The sequence below is a fragment of the Streptomyces sp. NPDC059010 genome, assembly GCF_042740355.1.
Lineage (GTDB): Bacteria > Actinomycetota > Actinomycetes > Streptomycetales > Streptomycetaceae > Streptomyces.
The window spans coordinates 389,775-408,795 of record NZ_JBHYJA010000001.1; the positions used below are offsets into that span (position 1 = coordinate 389,775).

19 protein-coding genes and 1 riboswitch are annotated in these 19,021 nt (G+C 71.1%); of the genes, 11 read left to right on the forward strand and 8 right to left on the reverse strand.

Annotation, left to right across the window (positions count from 1 at the left end; genetic code table 11):
• Positions 1-11: 11 nt before the first annotated feature.
• Positions 12-1,259: an ornithine--oxo-acid transaminase gene (gene rocD / locus ACFWYS_RS01875; RefSeq protein WP_384762095.1), complete on the reverse strand. Its 1,248-nt coding sequence runs from the start codon at positions 1,257-1,259 to the stop codon at positions 12-14.
• 162 nt (positions 1,260-1,421) lie between these two features.
• Positions 1,422-1,524, forward strand: a riboswitch (ZMP/ZTP riboswitch).
• A gap of 31 nt (positions 1,525-1,555) precedes the next feature.
• Between rocD and ACFWYS_RS01880 the strand changes: the two genes are divergently transcribed.
• Positions 1,556-3,004 carry a glycine hydroxymethyltransferase gene (locus tag ACFWYS_RS01880; protein WP_384762097.1) on the forward strand — a complete coding sequence of 483 codons (1,449 nt, stop codon included), beginning with the start codon at positions 1,556-1,558 and terminating at the stop codon, positions 3,002-3,004.
• Positions 3,005-3,028: 24 nt separating this feature from the next.
• Here ACFWYS_RS01880 and ACFWYS_RS01885 read toward each other — a convergent pair whose 3' ends face one another.
• From ACFWYS_RS01885 to ACFWYS_RS01900, 4 genes are all read right to left on the reverse strand, one after another.
• Complete coding sequence (locus ACFWYS_RS01885; RefSeq protein ID WP_384762099.1) at positions 3,029-3,745, reverse strand: hypothetical protein; 717 nt, start codon at positions 3,743-3,745, stop codon at positions 3,029-3,031.
• Positions 3,742-4,614: a hypothetical protein gene (locus tag ACFWYS_RS01890; protein ID WP_384762101.1), complete on the reverse strand. Its 873-nt coding sequence runs from the start codon at positions 4,612-4,614 to the stop codon at positions 3,742-3,744. Before ACFWYS_RS01890 ends, ACFWYS_RS01885 begins: the two co-directional genes overlap by 4 nt.
• Before the next feature lie 146 nt (positions 4,615-4,760).
• Positions 4,761-5,717: a hypothetical protein gene (locus tag ACFWYS_RS01895; RefSeq protein ID WP_384762103.1), complete on the reverse strand. Its 957-nt coding sequence runs from the start codon at positions 5,715-5,717 to the stop codon at positions 4,761-4,763.
• The gene (locus ACFWYS_RS01900; RefSeq protein ID WP_384762104.1) at positions 5,704-6,306 is read right to left on the reverse strand and encodes an RNA polymerase sigma factor; all 603 of its coding nucleotides are present in this window, start codon (positions 6,304-6,306) and stop codon (positions 5,704-5,706) included. The genes ACFWYS_RS01895 and ACFWYS_RS01900 overlap by 14 nt, the downstream gene beginning before the upstream one ends.
• A gap of 89 nt (positions 6,307-6,395) precedes the next feature.
• On the opposite strand from ACFWYS_RS01900, the gene trpS reads away from it, so the two are divergent.
• Positions 6,396-7,409, forward strand: a complete 1,014-nt coding sequence (trpS, locus tag ACFWYS_RS01905) for a tryptophan--tRNA ligase (RefSeq protein WP_384762106.1) — start codon at positions 6,396-6,398, stop codon at positions 7,407-7,409.
• Between the two features lie 215 nt (positions 7,410-7,624).
• Complete coding sequence (locus tag ACFWYS_RS01910; RefSeq protein WP_384762108.1) at positions 7,625-8,200, forward strand: 2'-5' RNA ligase family protein; 576 nt, start codon at positions 7,625-7,627, stop codon at positions 8,198-8,200.
• 113 nt (positions 8,201-8,313) lie between these two features.
• On the opposite strand, the gene ACFWYS_RS01915 is transcribed toward ACFWYS_RS01910, so the two are convergent.
• A complete protein-coding gene (locus ACFWYS_RS01915; protein WP_384762110.1) occupies positions 8,314-9,069 on the reverse strand; it encodes a decaprenylphospho-beta-D-erythro-pentofuranosid-2-ulose 2-reductase in 756 nt (251 codons plus the stop codon).
• 67 nt (positions 9,070-9,136) lie between these two features.
• Entirely contained in the window at positions 9,137-10,495 is a 1,359-nt protein-coding gene (locus ACFWYS_RS01920) for an FAD-binding protein (RefSeq protein ID WP_384762113.1), read from the reverse strand.
• 133 nt (positions 10,496-10,628) lie between these two features.
• Between ACFWYS_RS01920 and ACFWYS_RS01925 the strand changes: the two genes are divergently transcribed.
• The 4 genes from ACFWYS_RS01925 to ACFWYS_RS01940 are packed head-to-tail and all read left to right on the forward strand — an operon-like array spanning position 10,629 to position 13,699.
• Positions 10,629-11,189: a phosphatase PAP2 family protein gene (locus ACFWYS_RS01925; protein WP_384762115.1), complete on the forward strand. Its 561-nt coding sequence runs from the start codon at positions 10,629-10,631 to the stop codon at positions 11,187-11,189.
• Positions 11,182-12,183 carry a decaprenyl-phosphate phosphoribosyltransferase gene (locus ACFWYS_RS01930; protein ID WP_384762117.1) on the forward strand — a complete coding sequence of 334 codons (1,002 nt, stop codon included), beginning with the start codon at positions 11,182-11,184 and terminating at the stop codon, positions 12,181-12,183. The genes ACFWYS_RS01925 and ACFWYS_RS01930 overlap by 8 nt, the downstream gene beginning before the upstream one ends.
• Entirely contained in the window at positions 12,177-12,689 is a 513-nt protein-coding gene (locus ACFWYS_RS01935; protein ID WP_384762119.1) for a GtrA family protein, read from the forward strand. The genes ACFWYS_RS01930 and ACFWYS_RS01935 overlap by 7 nt, the downstream gene beginning before the upstream one ends.
• Entirely contained in the window at positions 12,677-13,699 is a 1,023-nt protein-coding gene (locus ACFWYS_RS01940; RefSeq protein ID WP_384762121.1) for a YihY/virulence factor BrkB family protein, read from the forward strand. The genes ACFWYS_RS01935 and ACFWYS_RS01940 overlap by 13 nt, the downstream gene beginning before the upstream one ends.
• On the opposite strand, the gene ACFWYS_RS01945 is transcribed toward ACFWYS_RS01940, so the two are convergent.
• Positions 13,647-14,927: a D-alanyl-D-alanine carboxypeptidase family protein gene (locus ACFWYS_RS01945; protein WP_384762235.1), complete on the reverse strand. Its 1,281-nt coding sequence runs from the start codon at positions 14,925-14,927 to the stop codon at positions 13,647-13,649. The two genes, ACFWYS_RS01940 and ACFWYS_RS01945, sit on opposite strands and share 53 nt — an antisense overlap.
• 91 nt (positions 14,928-15,018) lie before the next feature.
• Here ACFWYS_RS01945 and ACFWYS_RS01950 point away from each other — a divergent pair, with 91 nt between their 5' ends.
• From ACFWYS_RS01950 to ACFWYS_RS01965, 4 genes are all read left to right on the forward strand, one after another.
• Positions 15,019-15,258, forward strand: a complete 240-nt coding sequence (locus ACFWYS_RS01950; protein ID WP_062702372.1) for an SCO4848 family membrane protein — start codon at positions 15,019-15,021, stop codon at positions 15,256-15,258.
• A 57-nt stretch (positions 15,259-15,315) separates the two neighbouring features.
• Positions 15,316-16,716 (forward strand): metallophosphoesterase, encoded by a 1,401-nt coding sequence (locus tag ACFWYS_RS01955; protein WP_384762124.1) that lies wholly within the window; start codon positions 15,316-15,318, stop codon positions 16,714-16,716.
• Positions 16,717-16,926: 210 nt separating this feature from the next.
• Positions 16,927-18,486 (forward strand): ABC transporter substrate-binding protein, encoded by a 1,560-nt coding sequence (locus tag ACFWYS_RS01960; protein WP_384762126.1) that lies wholly within the window; start codon positions 16,927-16,929, stop codon positions 18,484-18,486.
• Between the two features lie 95 nt (positions 18,487-18,581).
• Positions 18,582-18,989 carry an ATP-binding protein gene (locus ACFWYS_RS01965; protein WP_384762128.1) on the forward strand — a complete coding sequence of 136 codons (408 nt, stop codon included), beginning with the start codon at positions 18,582-18,584 and terminating at the stop codon, positions 18,987-18,989.
• Positions 18,990-19,021 lie beyond the last annotated feature (32 nt).

The window sequence follows — 19,021 nt, forward strand, 5'->3', positions numbered from 1 at the left end:
ACCCGGCCGACTCACATCCCGAGCACGGCCCGCAACTGGGCCAGCCCCCAGTCCAGATCCTCCTTCCCGATCACCAGGGGCGGCGCGATCCGGATCGTCGCCATGGGGGTGCCGCCCACGCCCCTGAGGCTGTGCGGGAGGGTGTCCTTCACCAGCACACCCCGATCCAGCAACCGCTCGGACACCTCCCGCCCGGTGCCGTACGCCCGGGCGATGTCGACCCCCGCCCACAGCCCACGCCCCCGTACCGCCGTCACGCGGCCCGTCCCGGTCAACAGGCCCAGCTCCCGGTGCAGATGCGCACCCAGCTCGGCCGCCCGCGCCTGGAACTCGCCCGTCCGCAGCATCGCCATCACCTCCAGCGCCACCGCACAGGCCAGCGGATTCCCACCGAAGGTCGACCCGTGCTCCCCGGGCCGGAACACCCCGAGCACCGCCTCGCTGGACACCACCGCAGACACCGGCACGATCCCGCCGCCGAGCGCCTTGCCCAGGACATACATGTCCGGCACCACGTCCTCGTGTTCGCACGCGAACGTGCGCCCGGTGCGCCCCAGCCCCGACTGGATCTCGTCCGCGATGAACAGCACGTCCCGCTCCCGCGTCAGCTCCCGCACCGTCGGCAGATAGCCGGCCGGAGGGACGAGCACCCCCGCCTCGCCCTGGATCGGCTCCAGCAGCACGGCCACGGTGTTCTCCGTCAACGCCTCCCGCATCGCCGTCAGATCCCCGTACGGCACGATCTCGAAGCCCGGCGTGTACGGCCCGAAGTCCGCCCGCGCCTCCGGGTCGGTGGAGAAGCTGATGATCGTCGTCGTACGGCCGTGGAAGTTGTTCCCCGCGACCACGATCTTCGCCATCTCCGCCGGCACGCCCTTGACCCGGTACCCCCACTTCCGGGCGGTCTTCACCGCCGTCTCCACCGCCTCCGCCCCGGTGTTCATCGGCAGCACCATCTCCATGCCGCACAGCTCGGCGAGCTGCTCGCAGAACGCCGCGAACCGGTCGTGATGAAGCGCCCGCGACGTCAGCGTCACCCGCTCCAGCTGCGCCTTCGCCGCCGCCACGATCCGCCGGTTGCCGTGCCCGAAATTGAGCGCCGAATACCCGGCGAGCAGATCCAGATACCGCCGCCCCTCCACATCCGTCATCCAGGCCCCGTCCGCGGTCGCCACCACGACCGGCAACGGGTGATAGGTGTGCGCGCTGTGCGCGTCGACCGCGGCGATCAGGGATTCGGTGGTGCTCGACGTACTCACGGGGCTCTCCGTTTCCGCCACCACGAGAACTCGCGCGCCACCCCTCACGAGGCTCGTGGCCACTTTCCATTTCCGGCCTTACGAGTGTTTTGCGGCTCCCTCCTATCGTTGCTCGCATGGTGGACGCGGGGCCATGCCTGACCGACCCGCCCGGTAGGCTGATCGACGGGCCGTGACTGGCGCGCTGGGATGGGACCGACCATCGGGGAGCGGCCCACTGGACCCAGTTGTCCAGCACCGAGTGCCGTGCGCCTGGGCCGTACCGTGATCGCTGCACACGACGTCCGGAGGTCCCCATGCCCGCCGAGCCCCTCTCCACCGAGTCCACCGCCTTCCGTTCCGCCCTCGACGTGATCCGCGCCGTCGAGCCGCGCGTGGCCGATGCCATCGGCCAGGAGGTCGCCGATCAGCGCGAGATGCTCAAGCTGATCGCCTCCGAGAACTACGCCTCCCCGGCCACCCTCCTGGCGATGGGCAACTGGTTCAGCGACAAGTACGCCGAGGGCACCGTCGGCCGCCGCTTCTACGCCGGCTGCCGCAACGTCGACACCGTCGAGTCCCTCGCCGCCGAACACGCCAAGGAGCTCTTCGGCGCCCGCCACGCCTACGTCCAGCCGCACTCCGGCATCGACGCCAACCTCGTCGCCTTCTGGGCCGTCCTCGCCGCCCGTGTCGAGGCCCCCGCCCTGGAGAAGGCCGGCGCCCGCCAGGTCAACGACCTCTCCGAGGCCGACTGGGCCGAGCTCCGCCAGGCCTTCGGCAACCAGCGCATGCTCGGCATGTCCCTGGACGCCGGCGGCCACCTCACCCACGGCTTCCGCCCGAACATCTCCGGCAAGATGTTCGACCAGCGCTCCTACGGCACCAACCCCGCCACGGGCCTGATCGACTACGACGCCCTGCGCGCCTCCGCCCGCGAGTTCAAGCCGCTCATCATCGTCGCCGGCTACTCCGCCTACCCCCGTCTCGTGAACTTCCGGATCATGCGCGAGATCGCCGACGAGGTCGGCGCCACGCTCATGGTCGACATGGCCCACTTCGCGGGTCTCGTCGCCGGCAAGGTCCTCACCGGCGACTTCGACCCGGTCCCGCACGCCCAGATCGTCACCACCACCACCCACAAGTCGCTGCGCGGCCCGCGCGGCGGCATGGTCCTGTGCGACGACTCCCTCAAGGACCAGGTCGACCGCGGCTGCCCGATGGTCCTCGGCGGCCCGCTCCCGCACGTCATGGCAGCCAAGGCCGTCGCCCTCGCGGAGGCCCGTCAGCCGTCCTTCCAGGACTACGCCCAGCGCATCGTCGACAACTCCCGCGCGCTGGCCGAGGGCCTGATGCGCCGGGGCGCGACCCTGGTGACCGGCGGCACCGACAACCACCTGAACCTCATCGACGTCGCCTCCTCCTACGGCCTCACCGGCCGCCAGGCCGAGGCCGCGCTCCTTGACTCCGGCATCGTCACCAACCGCAACGCCATCCCCGCCGACCCCAACGGCGCCTGGTACACCTCCGGAATCCGCATCGGCACCCCCGCCCTGACCACCCGTGGCCTGGGCACCGCCGAGATGGACGAGGTCGCGGCCCTCACCGACCGTGTCCTCACCACCACCGAGCCGGGCACGACCAAGTCGGGCGCCCCCTCCAAGGCCGCTCACGTCCTCGACCCGAAGATCGCGGACGAGATCTCCCACCGCGCCACCGACCTCGTGGCCGGCTTCCCGCTGTACCCGGAGGTCGACCTGGGCTGACGCCCAGCACGATCGCCGAGGGCTTCACAGGTCCAGGTCGATCAACTCCTGTCGTGGCTCCTCCCGCGGCGGTCCGGCTTCCGGCCGGGCCGCCGCGCGGCGTATCAGCAGCGTGCCGCCCACACCGGTCACGAACCCGGTGGCGAGCCCCGCCACCGCCCACCCGGCACCACCCATCACCGGGCCGGGACGGTCCCCGGCGGCAGCGCTCCCGACGAGCCCGCCCTCCGTCTCACCGAGCAGCCGAGCCAGGTCCAGCCTCTCGAAGACGGACCGCGGCGCCCGGTGCCAGCGGATGTCGTCGTCCTCCACGTCCGGCGCGGTATCCGACCGCACCCACGGTGTGCCGTCCTCGGTCACGAACAGCTGGTCCTGGCGCCGGATGGCCAGGTCCCCTCCCGGAGCGCGGTCCGTCTGCGGCCAGCCACCGACCCCGGTCAGCCCCCAGACCACCGTGATCCGCATCGGCGGATGACGCCCCTCGGTCCACTCCTGCGGCACCCGCTCCGTCCCGACGTACGTCGGCTGCAACAGCTGCCACAGGCGGGCGAAGGCCGGCTCCCCGGAGTGCAGTGCCGTGGTGTGCCCCGTGCCGCCCGTGACGACCATCGCCACGTCGGGAACGTCCCGCACCCGCGCGGGGACCGCCGCGGCCGATGCCGCCGTGCCCCAGAGAGCCAGCGCCGCCGATGCCGCCACGAGCAGTGTCAGCCGCAGCTTTCCACCCAGGCCGGCCCTCATACGTCCCGCAGCTCCTGACTCGGCCCCGGCTCGCCCCGCAGACGGTCCAGCGGCAGCCGCGTGAGGAAGGGGCGCAGCACCAGCGCCAGCACCGCTCCGAGCGCCGCGCCCGGCAACGACCACCACCAGCCGGTGCCGTCACCCCATCCCGAGGCCGATCCCGAGCCCGGCCCCTCCGCCGACCCCGCCTGGGCCGGGGATGCCTCGGTCGCCTCGTCCGCAGCGTCGGCGGCGGCAGACGGGTTCTTCGCGCCGTCGTCCGTCCCGGGCTCCCGCGACGGCGACGGCGACGGCGGGGAGACCGCCGAGCCGCCCTCGCCCGGAGCCTTGCCCATCAGGTCCAGCTTCGTGAGCAGGGCGCGCAGCCGGGCCGGGTGATCGGCGCGGTGCCAGATGCCGTTCGTCGAGCTATCCAGGTCCGCTGCCGTGTGTATCCAGACGGCCTGACCCTTGTCGGCCGAGTAGACCTGGTCGAGGCGCCAGGGCGTCACGTCATGGGCCATCCAGGTGACGTTGATCTGACGGGATGCCGTCAGATCGGCCTCCGGCGGCTTGTCACGTGTGCCCATGCCCGGTGAGCCGAGCAGTCGCGCCAGCTCGTCGTACTCCTTGTCCGAGTAGTACAGCGCGGCCGTCTCCGTGCTCTCCGGTGAGACCAGGAGCACGCTTGTCGGTCCGCCGGCCGACGCGGGGGACGCGGCACCCCACAGCAGCAAGGCGAACGCCGCTCCCAACGCCCCCGTCAGCGCAGTGAGTTCACGCCACCGCGCCCTCCAGCCGCCCCTGCGCTCGGGCGAGCCATCTCCCGAGCGGCCGACGCCCTGTGCCCGCAGCCGGTCTCCCGAGTCACGGACCCCATGTCCGAACATCCCAACCCCCAAGCCGAGTGATCCCCCTGCGGCCCGTCCCCGAGCCGCATGTCACTTCTGGTACACCGCCCGACCCGCCTGGGTTCCCATTCCCGGACCACCTTTTTCCGATGGCTGCTCGGGCCGCTCGGAGGCCGCCCGGACGGCTACCCGAGGGACCGCGCGATCTCCACCGCCCGCTCCTTCGACGCGACCCCTTCCAGCCGCAGCGTCACGGTCTCGCCCCCGGCCCGGTGCATCCACAGCAGCGTGGGCCCCGCTGTGCGCTCCTCGCGTGTGTAGCGCTCCCCGCTCCCGTCCACGAGCCAGTAGGTCAGCAGGTGTGGCCGGGCGAACCACAGGGCCGTGTCGGCTGAGCCGCCCTCCGCGGCGTCCGTGTCCAGGGAGATCCATTCCGGCTGTTCGCGCACCGTCTTGGCGAAACCGATGTCCAGGCTCGCCCTGCGCTCGTCCAGCCGTATCGTGCGTCCGTCCTCGCGCCAGCACAGGCTCACCAGGAAGCGGCCTCGCGGCTCGCCGGCCACCGCCGCCGTGTCCGGAGCCCCGAGCTCATCCGGTACCAGGGGATCGAAGCCGGCCCGGCGCTCCGCCTGCGCGAGCGACGTCGACCGGCCGCAGCCCGGTACCTCGGCGCCGGGCGAGGGCACCGCCGACGGGTCGTACCGCACCTCGACCCCGGCGAAGCCGAACCAGTCGAAGACCGCCGCCCGCACCGGGGGCGTGAGCACCAGCACCGTCAGCAGGCCGCACAGCGCCGCCGTCAGCGACCGCCACCGCAGCCGCGTCCAGCGCCGCACCGCCCGCAGCCGCTCGGCGGCTCCCGGAGGCTCGGCCACCGGAACGGGCAGCTGCTCCGCGAGTATCTGCCCGAGCACCCGCTCGACCATCGTCTCGGCGCCGTCCGCGCCGTCCGCCGCGCCGCGCGCGTCCAGCGACCGCCCGAGCGCCCTCAGCTCCTCGGGCAGCCGCGCGGCTGCCGTGCTCCGCTCCGAGCTCCGCCTGCGATCACCGGCGCCGTCCCGCTCGTATGCCTGCCGTCCGTCACCGTCGTACGGCGTCTGTCCATCACCGTCGTACGGCGTCCGTCCGTCACCCATGCTCATCACCCCCTTCCCGAGGCTGGAAATCCGGCAGCAAGCGCCCCAGCTTCCGCAGCGCGCGGTTCAGCCGGGATTTCACCGTCCCCCGGGGCCAGCCCAGAGCCTGGGCCGTCTCGGACTCGTCCATCTCCAGGAGATAGCGGTAGGTGACGACCAGGCGATGCTCCTCGCTCAGCTTTTCCAGGGCGGCCTGCAGTGCGGCGCGGCGCTCTATCTCCAGCGCGGCGACCGCGGGGTCGGCCGATTCCGGTATCAGCGGCTCCGCCTCCGCGAACGCCGCCTCACGGCCGGCGAGCGTGCGCTGACGGGCTGCCGTACGCACTGTGTTCCTCGTCTCATTGGCGACGATCGACAGCAGCCATGGCCTGAACGCCGAGCCGTCCTTGAACCGGCCCAGCGAGCAGTACGCCTTGACGAAGGCCTGCTGCACCACGTCCTCCGCGTCCGCACCCGCCCCGAGCGCCGCGGCCGCCCTGAGCGCGATGCCCGTATGGGCCCGCACCAGCTGCGCGTACGCCTCCGGCTCCCCGGCGCGTACGCGTGCGATCACCGCGGCCTCATCGACGATGCGGCCCCCCTCCCGCGTCCTCACACCTTTGTTACACCGCCGGGGACGGATCGGTTCCCATCTGTTTCCGACCAGTTCCGAACCGGCCCCCGAGACCTGAGAGAATGATGAGCATGGCCTCTGACCGACCCCGTGTGCTCTCCGGAATCCAGCCCACCGCAGGCTCGTTCCACCTCGGCAACTACCTCGGCGCCGTCCGCCAGTGGGTGGCCCTGCAGGAGTCCCACGACGCGTTCTACATGGTCGTCGACCTGCACGCGATCACGGTCGCGCAGGACCCGGCCGAGCTGCGCGCCAACACCCGGCTCGCCGCCGCCCAGCTCCTCGCGGCCGGTCTCGACCCCGAGCGCTGCACGCTGTTCGTCCAGAGCCATGTCCCCGAGCACGCCCAGCTCGCCTGGGTCATGAACTGCCTCACCGGCTTCGGCGAGGCCTCCCGCATGACCCAGTTCAAGGACAAGTCCGCCAAGCAGGGCGCCGACCGGGCCTCCGTCGGCCTGTTCACCTACCCGATCCTGCAGGTCGCGGACATCCTGCTGTACCAGGCCAACGAGGTCCCGGTCGGCGAGGACCAGCGCCAGCACATCGAGCTCACCCGTGACCTCGCCGAGCGCTTCAACGGCCGTTTCGGCCAGACCTTCACCGTCCCGAAGCCGTACATCCTCAAGGAGACGGCGAAGATCTACGACCTCCAGGACCCGGCGATCAAGATGAGCAAGTCGGCGTCCACGCCGAAGGGCCTCATCAACCTGCTCGACGAGCCCAAGGCCACCGCCAAGAAGGTCAAGAGCGCGGTCACCGACACCGACACCGTCATCCGCTACGACGCCGAGAACAAGCCGGGCGTCAGCAACCTGCTCACCATCTACTCGACCCTCACGGGCACGGGAATCGCGGAACTGGAGCAGAGGTACGAGGGCAAGGGCTACGGTGCGCTCAAGACGGACCTCGCCGAGGTCATGGTCGAGTTCGTGACGCCCTTCCGGGAGCGCACCCAGCAGTATCTGGACGACCCGGAGACGCTGGACTCGATCCTGGCCAAGGGCGCGGAGAAGGCGCGCGCCGTCGCCGCGGAGACGCTCTCCCAGGCGTACGACAAGGTGGGCTTCCTGCCCGCCAAGCACTGAGTCCGCACCACGGCACACGGCCGGAACACAGCCGTACCACCGCACAGCGCTGCACATCACTACGGTTGCGCCTGCCCGCGGCACAGCCGTGGCCGTACAGTCGATAGCCGAATGGCCGCATCAGTGGCCACTCACGCTCACCAAGAGGGCATGAGCTCACAACAGGACGAGCTTCTCGCGACGGGCGAGCTCACCGACAGACGACAGGAGACGACGTGGGGACCGTAACGATCGGTGTGTCGATCGCGGTCCCGGAGCCTCACGGCAGCCTGCTCCAGGAGCGGCGCGCGGGCTTCGGCGACGCCGCTGCTCACGGCATCCCCACGCATGTCACGCTGCTGCCGCCGACAGAGGTCGACGCCGCGCTGCTGCCCGCGATCGAGGCGCATCTCGTCGAGGTCGCGTCGGCCGGCCGCCCCTTCCCGATGCGGCTGTCCGGCACCGGCACCTTCCGGCCCCTGTCGCCGGTCGTCTTCGTCCAGGTCGTGGAGGGCGCCGAGGCCTGCACCTGGCTGCAGAAGCAGGTCCGCGACGCCTCCGGGCCCGTGGCGCGCGAACTGCTGTTCCCGTACCACCCGCATGTCACGGTCGCCCACGGCATCGACGAGGAGTCGATGGACCGCGCCTTCGAGGAACTCGCCGACTACGAGGCCGGCTGGCCCTGCACCGGCTTCGCCCTCTACGAACAGGGCGCCGACGGCGTGTGGCGCAAGCTCAGGGACTTCGCCTTCGGCAGCTCGGTGGTGCCGCCGCAGGCGGGGCATGTGGAGCGGGCCAGCTCCGCCGGCTGAGCCGGGAGGCAGTGCCGCGGTCGGTCGCCGGTCGTCTTCGGGTGCGTTGTGGCTGGTCACGCCCGCGCGGCGGAGCCGCACATCGATACAGCCCCGCGCCCCTCGGCGGCGCTTCACATCGGCAAGCGGCGGAACAGCCCTCGCGGTGCGTGACGCAGGGCCGACATCACCAGGCGTAGCGCCCCCGGCACCCACACCGTCTCCGAGCGGCGGCGCAGGCCCAGCTCGATCGCTGTCGCCACCGCCTCCGGTGTGGTCGCGAGGGGAGTCTCTTCCAGGCCCGCGGTCATCTTCGAGCGGACGAATCCGGGGCGTACGACCATGACGTGGACGCCGGTGCCGTGCAGGGCGTCGCCCAGGCCCTGGCAGAAGGTGTCGAGGCCGGCCTTGCTGGAGCCGTAGATGAAGTTGGCGCGGCGGGCCCGCTCGCCGGCGACGGAGGACAGGACCACGAGCGAGCCGTGGCCCTGGGACTGGAGGGCGCTCGCGCTGACCAGGGCCGCCGAGACGGCGCCCGTGTAGTTGGTCTGGGCGACCCGCACGGCGCTGAGCGGCTCACGCTCGTCGCGTGCCTGGTCGCCGAGGACTCCGAAGGCGAGGAGGACCATGTCGACGTCACCCTCCGCGAAGACCTTGCCGAGCACCGTCTCGTGCGACTCGGGGTCCAGCGCGTCGAAGGCCACGGTGCGTACATGCGCGCCGAGGCCCCGCAGGTCGGCCGCGGCCTGCTCCAGCGCGGGCGACGGACGGCCCGCGAGCCAGACCGTGCGGGTACGGCGCGCGATCAGACGGCGTGTGGTGGCCAGCGCGATCTCGGACGTACCGCCGAGGACGAGCAGGGACTGGGGGATGCCGAAGGCGTCCTTCACGACAGCTCCTAGGGGTCTGGGAGTGCGGGAGATCTGAGGGCGGGTGCCAGGGCCCTTCCGGTGGGCCCTAGAGGCGGAGGCGGCGGGCCAGGTCCGACACGAACACGCCGTGCGGGTCCAGCTCGGCGCGCAGCGCGCGGAAGTCGTCCACGCGCGGGTACATCGCGGCCAGCAGCTCGGGCCGCAGCCGGGCGTCCTTGGCGAGGTAGACGCGCCCGCCGGCCGTGGCCACCTCCTCGTCCAGCTCGTCGAGGAGTGCGGCGAGGCCGGGCAGGCCGGCCGGGATGTCCAGGGCGAGCGTCCAGCCGGACACCGGGAAGGAGAGCCAGCCGGGGTCGGCGTCCCCGAAGCGCTTGAGGACGGCCAGGAAGGACGGACAGCGGTGCTCGCACACGCGCCGCACGATCCGGCGCAGGGTGTCCTCCTGGCCGCGTCCGACGACGAACTGGTACTGCACGAAGCCGCCGCGGCCGTAGATCCGGTTCCAGTGGGGCACGCCGTCCAGCGGGTGGAAGAAGGTGGCGAGCCTCTGCAGTTCGCCGGTACGCGCGCGTGGCGCCCTGCGGTACCAGAGCTCGTTGAACCAGCCCACGGTACGGCGGCTCAGCAGCCCTTCCGGGAGGAGGGCGGGCGCGGCGGGGAGGCGGGTGGGACGGAAGGCGAGCGGGTCTCTACGCGCGCGCGTGCCGTCGCGCAGCGCCTCCAGCGGGGCGTGGTCGCCGCGTGTGAGGACGGCGCGCCCCATGGCCGCGCCGCGTGCCAGCAGGTCGATCCACGCGACCGAGTAGCGGTAGTGGTCGTCGGTGGCGACCAGGCGGGCCATCAGGTCGTCGAGGTCCCGCGCGCGCTCCGTGTCGACCGTCATCAGCGAGGTCTCGACCGGCTGGAGCTGGACCGTCGCGGTGAGGATCACGCCGGTCAGGCCCATGCCGCCGGTGGTCGCGTCGAACAGCGGCGTGCCGCGGCGGACGGTGCGGATCGCGCCGTCGGCGGTCAGGAGCTCCAGGGAGAGCACATGGCGGGAGAAGGCGCCCGAGACATGGTGGTTCTTGCCGTGGATGTCGGCGCCGATCGCGCCGCCGACCGTGACATAGCGGGTACCGGGCGTCACCGGCACGAACCAGCCGAGTGGCAGCAGGACCTCCATCAGCCGGTGCAGGGAGACACCCGCGTCGCACAGCACGGTGCCGCCGTCGGCGTCGATCGCGTGGATGCGGTCCAGGCCCGTCATGTCGAACACCGAGCCCCCGGCGTTCTGCGCCGCGTCCCCGTACGCCCGTCCCAGGCCTCTCGGGATGCCTCCGCGGGCCCCGCAGTCCCGGACGGCGGCCGCGGCTTCCTCGTACGTCCGTGGGCGGATCAGACGGGCGGTGGTGGGGGCGGTGCGGCCCCATCCCGTGACGGAGGAGACGGTCTCGGCAGGCATGTCGGCGACCGTAGCGTCCATTTGCGATCGATTAGTTCTGAAACATTCCCCCTCTCCCCGAAATGGGTGATTAATGGGATGTCGTTCAATATTGCCGTAATTCTCGGGTCCTCGGCGTGAACAGTGAGTCCACATGGATCACCTCGTCGACACGGACCACCGAAGCCGGCCGGGCGCGGACCTTCGAAGCCTCCGGCGCGCGGACTGCCGAATCCTTTCGGCGTTCCATGAACGCGGCCGTGACCCCCGCGTCGCCTCCGCCGCGCGAGCCCTCTCCCGGGCGGGCGAGCACGGCGCGCTGTGGCTGGCGGCGGGCCTGACGGGGGCCGTCGTGGACGGTGGGCGGCGCGGCGCCTGGTTGCGCGGTACGGCGCTCACCGCGGGCGCGCACGTCGTCAGCATGGGGGTGAAAAGGGTGGTGCGGCGTCCACGACCGGCGCATGTCGAGCCCCTTGTGCGCACCGTCGGCCGGCACTCCTTCCCCAGCTCCCACGCGACCTCCGCCGCGGCGGCCGCCATCTCCTTCGGCGCCCTCGGCGCGTACGCGATCCCGCCGCTCGCCGCCGCGATGTGCGCGTCACGCCTGGTCGTCGGCGTGCACTACCCCTCGGACGTGGCGGCGGGCGCCGCCCTGGGGGTGCTCGCGGCATGCCTCGGAGCGGGCTGGATGAGAAGAGGGGGCGCCCATGCCTGAGGCCGCGCCCCTCACGAGTGCCGCACGCACCAGACAGTCGGCGCTCCACGAGCAGCGCACACGCCCCCGTCAGTCCGCACCACCGCCGAGCAGCGGCGGCCTGCGCGCCCTCCGTGCCCTCCCGAAGGGCCTCCTGAGGACCGCACGCCCCAAACAGTGGGTCAAGAACGTCCTGGTCATCGCCGCCCCGGCCGCCGCAGGCCGGCTCTTCTCGGCCCACGCCCTGGCCCAACTCGCCCTGGTCTTCGCCCTGTTCACGGCCTGCGCCGCCGCCGTCTACCTGATCAACGACGCCCGGGACGCCGAGGCCGACCGCGCACACCCCACCAAGCGCCACCGCCCGGTCGCCGCCGGACAGGTCCCCGTGCCCGTCGCCTACGCTGTCGGAGGCACCCTCGCCGTCCTCGCGCCGGCCGCCGCGGTCTGGCTGACCGCGCCCGCCGTCGCCGCCCTGCTCGCGGTGTACATCGGCATGCAACTGGCGTACTGCGTCAGCCTCAAGCACGTCCTGGTCGTCGACCTCGCCGTCGTCACGACCGGGTTCCTGATGCGGGCGATGGTCGGCGGGCTCGCGCTGGGCATCCCCCTGTCGCGCTGGTTCCTGATCACGACTGGGTTCGGGGCGCTGTTCATGGTGTCGGCCAAGCGCTACTCCGAGGCCGTGCAGATGGCCGGGACAGCGGGCGCCACGCGCGCGTTGCTCACCGAGTACACCACCGGCTACCTCCGCTTCGTCTGGCAATTGGCGGCCGGTGTCGCCGTCCTCGGGTACTGCCTGTGGGCCATGGAGGAGGGCGGCGTCCCGCACACAAGTCTGCTGCCTTGGCGCCAGCTGTCCATGGTCGCCTTCATCCTCGCGATCCTGCGCTACGCCGTCTTCGCCGACCGCGGCACGGCCGGCGAACCCGAGGACGTCGTCCTGCGCGACCGCGCGCTCGCCCTCATCGGGGTGGTGTGGCTGGCGATGTACGGGCTGGCGGTGGCCGATTGGTAGGCACACGCGCGTGGACGCCGGAACGGGAAGGCGCACCCACGCGGGAGGGGGAAAACGCACCCACACGGCAGAGGGCCGGCCCGGGCACGACCCGCCGCGAACTCGTCGGCTTCGCCACCGTCGGCCTGCTCGCCTACGCCGTCGACCTCACCCTCTTCACCCTCCTCCGCGGCCCCGCCGCCCTCGGCCCCCTCACCGCCAAGGCCCTCTCTTTCGTCGCCGGCTGCACCGTCGCCTACGCCGGCAACGCCCTCGGCACCTACCGCCACACCCACCCGACGGGCGTGCGCCCCTACGCCGTGTTCGTCGCGGTGAACATCGCCGGAGCGGCCGTACAGCTGCTGTGTCTCACCGTGAGCCACTACTGCCTCGGATTCACCTCCCAGCGTGCGGACACCGTCTCCGGAGCGGGAATCGGTATGGCACTGGCTACTGTCCTGAGGTTTTGGGGCACTCGGACATTGGTCTTCCGGACGGAGGGCAAAGTCGGATCATGGACTGGCTGAAGAAACTTCCCGTTGTCGGGCCCGCGATGGCCCGGCTGATGACCACACACGCGTGGCGCTCGTACGAGCGCCTGGACCGCGTGAAGTGGACCCGGCTGGCCGCCGCGATGACGTTCATCAGCTTCGTCGCACTCTTCCCGCTGCTGACGCTGGCCGCCGCGGTCGCCGCCGCGACACTCAGCCAGGAGCAGCAGGACAAACTGGAGGACAAGCTCGCCGACCAGGTGCCCGGCATCTCCGACCAGCTCAACATCGACGGCCTGGTCCAGAACGCCGGCACCGTCGGTCTCATCGCCGCCGCCGTCCTGCTGTTCACCGGCATCAGCTGGGTCGGCAACATGCGCGAGTGTCTGCGCGCGGTGTGGGAACTGCCCGACGAGGAGGAGAACCCCGTCCTGCGCAAGGCCAAGGACATGGGCGTCCTGGTCGGCTTCGGCGGCGCCGTCCTGGTGACGATCGCGGCCTCCACGGTCGCCTCCGCCCTCGTCGGCTGGATCACCCGGCAACTGGGCATCGACGAGGGCGGCTGGGGCGGCGTGCTGCTGCAGATCGCCGCGTTCCTGGTCGCCGTACTCGCCGACTTCCTGCTCCTGCTGTACGTCCTGACCCTGCTGCCCGGCGTCGAACCGCCGCGCCGCCGGCTGATGGTGGCCGCACTGATCGGCGCGATCGGCTTCGAACTGCTGAAGCTGCTGCTGAGCGGCTATATGCAGGGCGTCGCCACGAAGAGCATGTACGGCGCGTTCGGCGTGCCGGTCGCTCTGCTGCTGTGGATCAACTTCACCGCGAAGCTGGTGGTGTTCTGCGCGGCCTGGACGGCGACGCAGGACAAGGAGACTGAACTCGGCGACGATTCCCAGGGCCGATCCGCCGAGCCGGCCGACTCGGTCGAGTCCGTCGAGTCCGCCGCATCCGAGGAGTCGGCGGAGTCGACGAAGGAGCCCGGGCGATCCGGCGTCAGGAACGACCCCGGCGGCGCACCAGGTCGGGCAGCGGCCACCGGCGGTTGATCAGGAACGCGCCCGCCGCGAGCAGCACCACCACCCCGCCGGCGATCCCGAGCGCGATCCCGATGCCGCCCGAGCCGTTCGCCGCCGAGGCGCCCACCGCCGGCTTCGAGGACCCCTTGCCCGAGCCACCGGCCTCCCCGGAGTCGTTCGCACCCGGCTGGGCGCTGGACTGCGCCGCGCTCTTCGGCGGCACCAGCTGACCCACCGGCTGCACCTTGCCGGCCGCCTTGAAGCCCCAGTCGAAGAGCTTCGAGGTCTCCTTGTAGACCTCGTTGTGCTCGCTCTTCTCCGGGTTCATGACCGTGACGAGCAGCACCTTGCCGTTCCGCTCCGCCACACCGGTGAAGGTGGCGCCGGCGTTCGTGGTGTTGCCGTTCTTGACGCCCGCGATGCCCTGGTAGACGGGGATGTCGCTGTCGCCGGCCAGCAGCCTGTTGGTGTTCTGGATCTCGAAGGACTCGCGGACCGACTTGCCTTTCTTGCTCTTCTTCGTCTCGCCCGGGAACTTGGCGGTGACCGTCGAGCAGTACTCGCGGAAGTCCTTCTTCTGCAGCCCGGAGCGGGCGATCAGGGTCAGGTCGTACGCCGACGAGACCTGGTGCGGAGCGTCGTAACCGTCGGGGGACACCGCGTGCGTGTCGAGGGCCTGCAGCTCCTCGGCGTGCTCGTTCATCTCCTTGACGGTCTTGGCGATTCCGCCGTTCATCTTCGACAGCACATGCACGGCGTCGTTGCCGGAGCGCAGGAACACCCCGAGCCAGAGGTCGTGGACGGAGTACGTCTCGCCCTCCTTTATCCCGACCATGCTGGAACCGGACCCGACGTCCGCCAGGTCGGACGGGACGACCTTGCGCTCCGTGCTCTTCGGGAACTTCGGCAGCACCGTGTCGGCGAACAGCATCTTCATGGTGCTGGCGGGGGCCAGCCGCCAGTGCGCGTTGTGCGCGGCGAGCACCTCGCCGGACTCGGCGTCGGCGACGATCCAGGAGCGGGCGGTCACGTCCTTGGGCAGGACGGGGACGCCGCTCGCGAGATTCGCCTGGGTACCGGGCTGCCCCAGTCGCTCGCCGCCCACGCTCGACATGTTCGCCGGGGGAGTGGCCGACGGGCTCGTACTCGGTGACGGCTTGGGGGCCGCGTGGGAGACGGGCGCGGTCAGCGCGAGGGACGAGACGACGACGGAGGTGACCAGCAGGGTTCGCCTGGCGGTCTTCTTGGGTGCGGGCACGACGGAGAACGTACATGCCGTTGCCATGGAAGTCGCGCTTCTCTCCCCACCCCGCTCGGAGGGCCGGACCGCAGCCGGTGATACTGAACTCATGAAGCTCAGCCGCCCCGTCTCCTGGTTCCTGCTCGCCTTCGGGGTGTGGAGCTGGGTCATCTGGGTCACTTTCGTCAAAAACCTGATCAAGGACAGCAGCGGGCTCGCGTTCGACGACGGGCACCCGACGGCCTACTTCTGGGTGCATCTGTTGCTCGCCGTCGTCTCCTTCGTATTGGGGACGGTCGTCGGCGTCATCGGGTTGCGCGGAGTGCGCGCACTGCGCCGGACGTCATAGGAACTCGACCAGGACCTCAGGCGTTCACTCGTCACACAACGGAAAGGGAACGTCGGCGTGGTCATCGTCTTCGCGCTCGTCGCGCTGCTCGTGCTGTCCGTCCTGGTGGCGGGCAACTGGTGGCTGTGGCGCCGTCTGTTCCGCGACACGACCCGCGCTCCCGGGTTCGTGCGCCGCGCGGGCGTGGTGGCGATCGCCGGCGGATGGGCGCTGACGGTCGGCGCCCTCGTCGCCGAGCGCACGGGCGCGCCGTTCTTGCTCCAGCAGGTCCTGGCCTGGCCGGGCTTCCTGTGGCTGGCCCTGTCGATATACCTGCTGCTGGGTGTGGCGGCCGGTGAGGTCGTACGGCCACTGCTGCGGCGGTGGCTCGAACGGCGGGCACGCACGGAGGAGGTCGTACAGGCGCCGGAAGCGGAGCCGAAGCCGGTGCCGGCGGGAGTGACGGCGGGCACGGAGACTTCCGAGAACCAGCCGCTCGCGTCCCCCTCCGGCCCGATTCCGGCACATACGGCCGCCCCGGATCCGGCGCCGACCCCGACGACCGCCACCCCGACGATCGCCACCTCCACGACCGCCACTCCCACGAGCGCCATCCCCACGACCGACACCCCCTCGGCTCTCACCAGCCCCGCCCCCACCCGCCGTCTCTTCGTCTCCAGAGTCGTCGCCGGTGCCGTCGCCACGGCCGCCGTCGGTACCGTCGGCTACGGCACGTACGGCGTGCTGCGCGGTCCGAAGGTGAAGCGGGTCACGGTCCCGCTGGCCAAGCTTCCGCGTGCGGCGCACGGCTACCGGATCGCGGTCGTCAGCGACGTCCACCTGGGCCCGGTGCTCGGCCGGGGCTTCGCCCAGAAGGTCGTCGACACGATCAACGGCACCCAGCCCGACCTCATCGCGGTGGTCGGCGACCTGGTGGACGGCAGTGTGAAGGACCTCGGACCGGCGGCGGCCCCGCTGGCCCAACTGCGGGCACGGCACGGCGCGTTCTTCGTGACCGGCAACCACGAGTACTTCTCGGGCGCCGGGCAGTGGGTCGACGAGGTACGCCGGCTGGGCCTGCGCCCCCTGGAGAACGCCCGCACCGAACTGCCCCACTTCGACCTGGCCGGTGTCAATGACGTCGCGGGCGAGAGCGAGGGCCAGGGCCCCGATTTCGCCAAGGCCCTCGGCGACCGGGACACGGCACGCGCGTGCGTGCTCCTCGCCCATCAGCCGGTCCAGATCCACGACGCCGTCGACCACGGTGTCGACCTCCAGCTCTCCGGCCACACCCACGGCGGCCAGCTCTGGCCCGGCAACCTCATCGCGGAGCTGGCGAACCCGACCCTGGCCGGCCTGGAGCGTTACGGCGACACCCAGTTGTATGTGAGCCGGGGCGCGGGCGCCTGGGGTCCGCCCACGCGCGTGGGCGCTCCGTCGGACGTCACGGTGATCGAGCTGGCGTCCCGTCAGGCCTGACCGCGCGGGGCTTTGGAAATGCCGACGACCTGTCTGTGAATAGCCTGTGAAATCCGCTGGAAACGCCCGTAGGTAAGTTCTTTCCCATGTCACCAGAATCCCCTTCCCCGTGGTGAAACCCGTGTGATTAGGTGTGCGCGCCACTAAAGGGGAGTGGCGAATTCCATTGCTCATGCGGGGGCCCGTCGAGGGCCTGGGGAGAGGGCACCCATGCGTTCTGTTCGCATGCGGATTCTCGCGACGCTGCTCGTCCTGGCGGCCGTCGCTGTGGGCGGCTGGCAGTTGCTGCCGTCGCAGGACGACCAGGGCGGGACCATCACGGTCGGTACGACGGACGCGGTGACGTCACTCGACCCGGCCGGCGCCTATGACGCGGGATCCTGGGCGTTGTTCAACAACGTCTTCCAGTCACTGCTGACCTTCGAGCCGGGCGGCAGCACACCCGTGCCGGACGCGGCCCGGAGCTGTGTGTTCGTCGGCACCGAACTGAGCACCTACCGCTGCGAACTGCGCGACGGCCTCACGTTCCCGAGCGGGCGTGCCATGACCGCGCAGGACGTCAAGTACTCCTTCGACCGGGTCAAGCGGATCAAGTCGGATGTCGGTCCGTCCTCGCTGCTCGACACCCTCGGTTCGGTGACCGCGAGCGGCCGTACGGTCACCTTCCATCTGTCGTCGCCCGACGCCACGTTCCCGCTCAAGGTGGCCACCGGGGCGGGCTCCATCGTCGACCGCGAAAAGTATCCGGCCGACGGTCTGCGCACCGACAACGGTGTCGACGGCACCGGCCCGTACACCCTGACCGAGTACACGAAGGAGAAACAGGCGGTCCTCGACCCCAACTCGCGCTACCAGGGTGCCCTCGGCGGCACCGGCCGCCCGGTCGAACTGCGCTACTACGCCGACGCGGACGCACTCGACAAGGCCTGGAAGGCGAAGCGGATCGACGTCGCCACCCGCACGCTGCCGCCCGAGGTGCTCGCCGGCCTGAACGCCGCCGACCCGGGCCAGCGTGTCTCCGAGGCCGACAGCTCCGAGGTCCGCAACCTGTACCTCGACACCCGCGCGGACTCGCCCCTGCACGACGTCCGGGTCCGGCAGGCCCTGGCCTGGCTGATCGACCGCGGGAGGCTCGCGGCCACGGTGTACAAGGGCACCGTCGACCCGCTGTACTCGCTGATCCCGACCGGCATCACCGGGCATACGACGTCGTTCTTCGACACGTATCCCCAGCTCAGCACCGCCAAGGCGCGCGCTCTGCTCACCGAGGCCGGCGTCAGCCTGCCCGTCCGCTTCACCTACGGCTACGCCACCGGCCGCGGTGCCGCGAGCGCCGAGGAAGCCGCCGAGCTCAAGCGGCAGTTGGAGGCGGGCGGTCTGTTCAAGGTGACGGTCAAGGGCTACGAGTGGACCGACTTCCAGAAGCGCTGGGCGAGCGGCAGGCTCGACGCGTACGCCGTCGGCTGGGTCGCCGACTTCCCCGACCCGGACACCTACGGCGGCCCGCTCATCGGCACCGACGCCACCATGAACACCGGCTACAGCAACAAGACCGTCGACCAGCTGATCACGGCCAGCCAGCAGTACGCCGACCGCGGCGAGGCCACCCGGGACTTCCGCTCGGTGCAGGAGGCCGTGGCCCGCGACGTCCCGGTCATCCCGCTGTGGCAGGCCAAGGAGTACGTCGTCACCAGTGAGGACGTCGGGGGCGGCCAGTATCTGTCGGACGGCACCGGTGTCTTCCGCCTCTGGCGCCTCAGCTGGATCTGACGCGATCTCGCCGCTGGACGTTACCCGCGGTGATGCCAGAGCGTAGCCCGGCGCTGCACCATGTGACGGAGGTGTGCGCGGGGTGAGGAGCAAACGTGTTGAGACGCAACGCCTTTCGGCTGCCCCGGCACCCGGCTTCCGTCGGTCTCGCCCGGCGCCGGGTCCGGGAGCACCTGGCCGACTGGGGGCACGGGCCCCGGGATTCGGCCCTGGAGGACGCGGTGCTGCTCGTCTCGGAGCTGGCCACCAACGTCGTACGCCACGGACCCCTTCTGGAGCGCGAGTTCGAGGTCGCCGTGACCGCGCTCGCCGACGGTTCCTGCCTGATCGAGGTGTCCGACGAGGGGCAGGTCGAGCCCCGGTTGCGGGTGGTGGGGGAGTGGGACGAGACCGGCCGGGGCCTGCATCTGGTGGAGAACCTGGCCGCGGCGTGGGGGGTGTGGAGCCGGGGACGGCACGGCAAGACGGTGTGGGTACTGATCCTCGCCAACGTCGGCCCATGAGCCATCCTGTGAAACCCGACAAAGTTTCACGG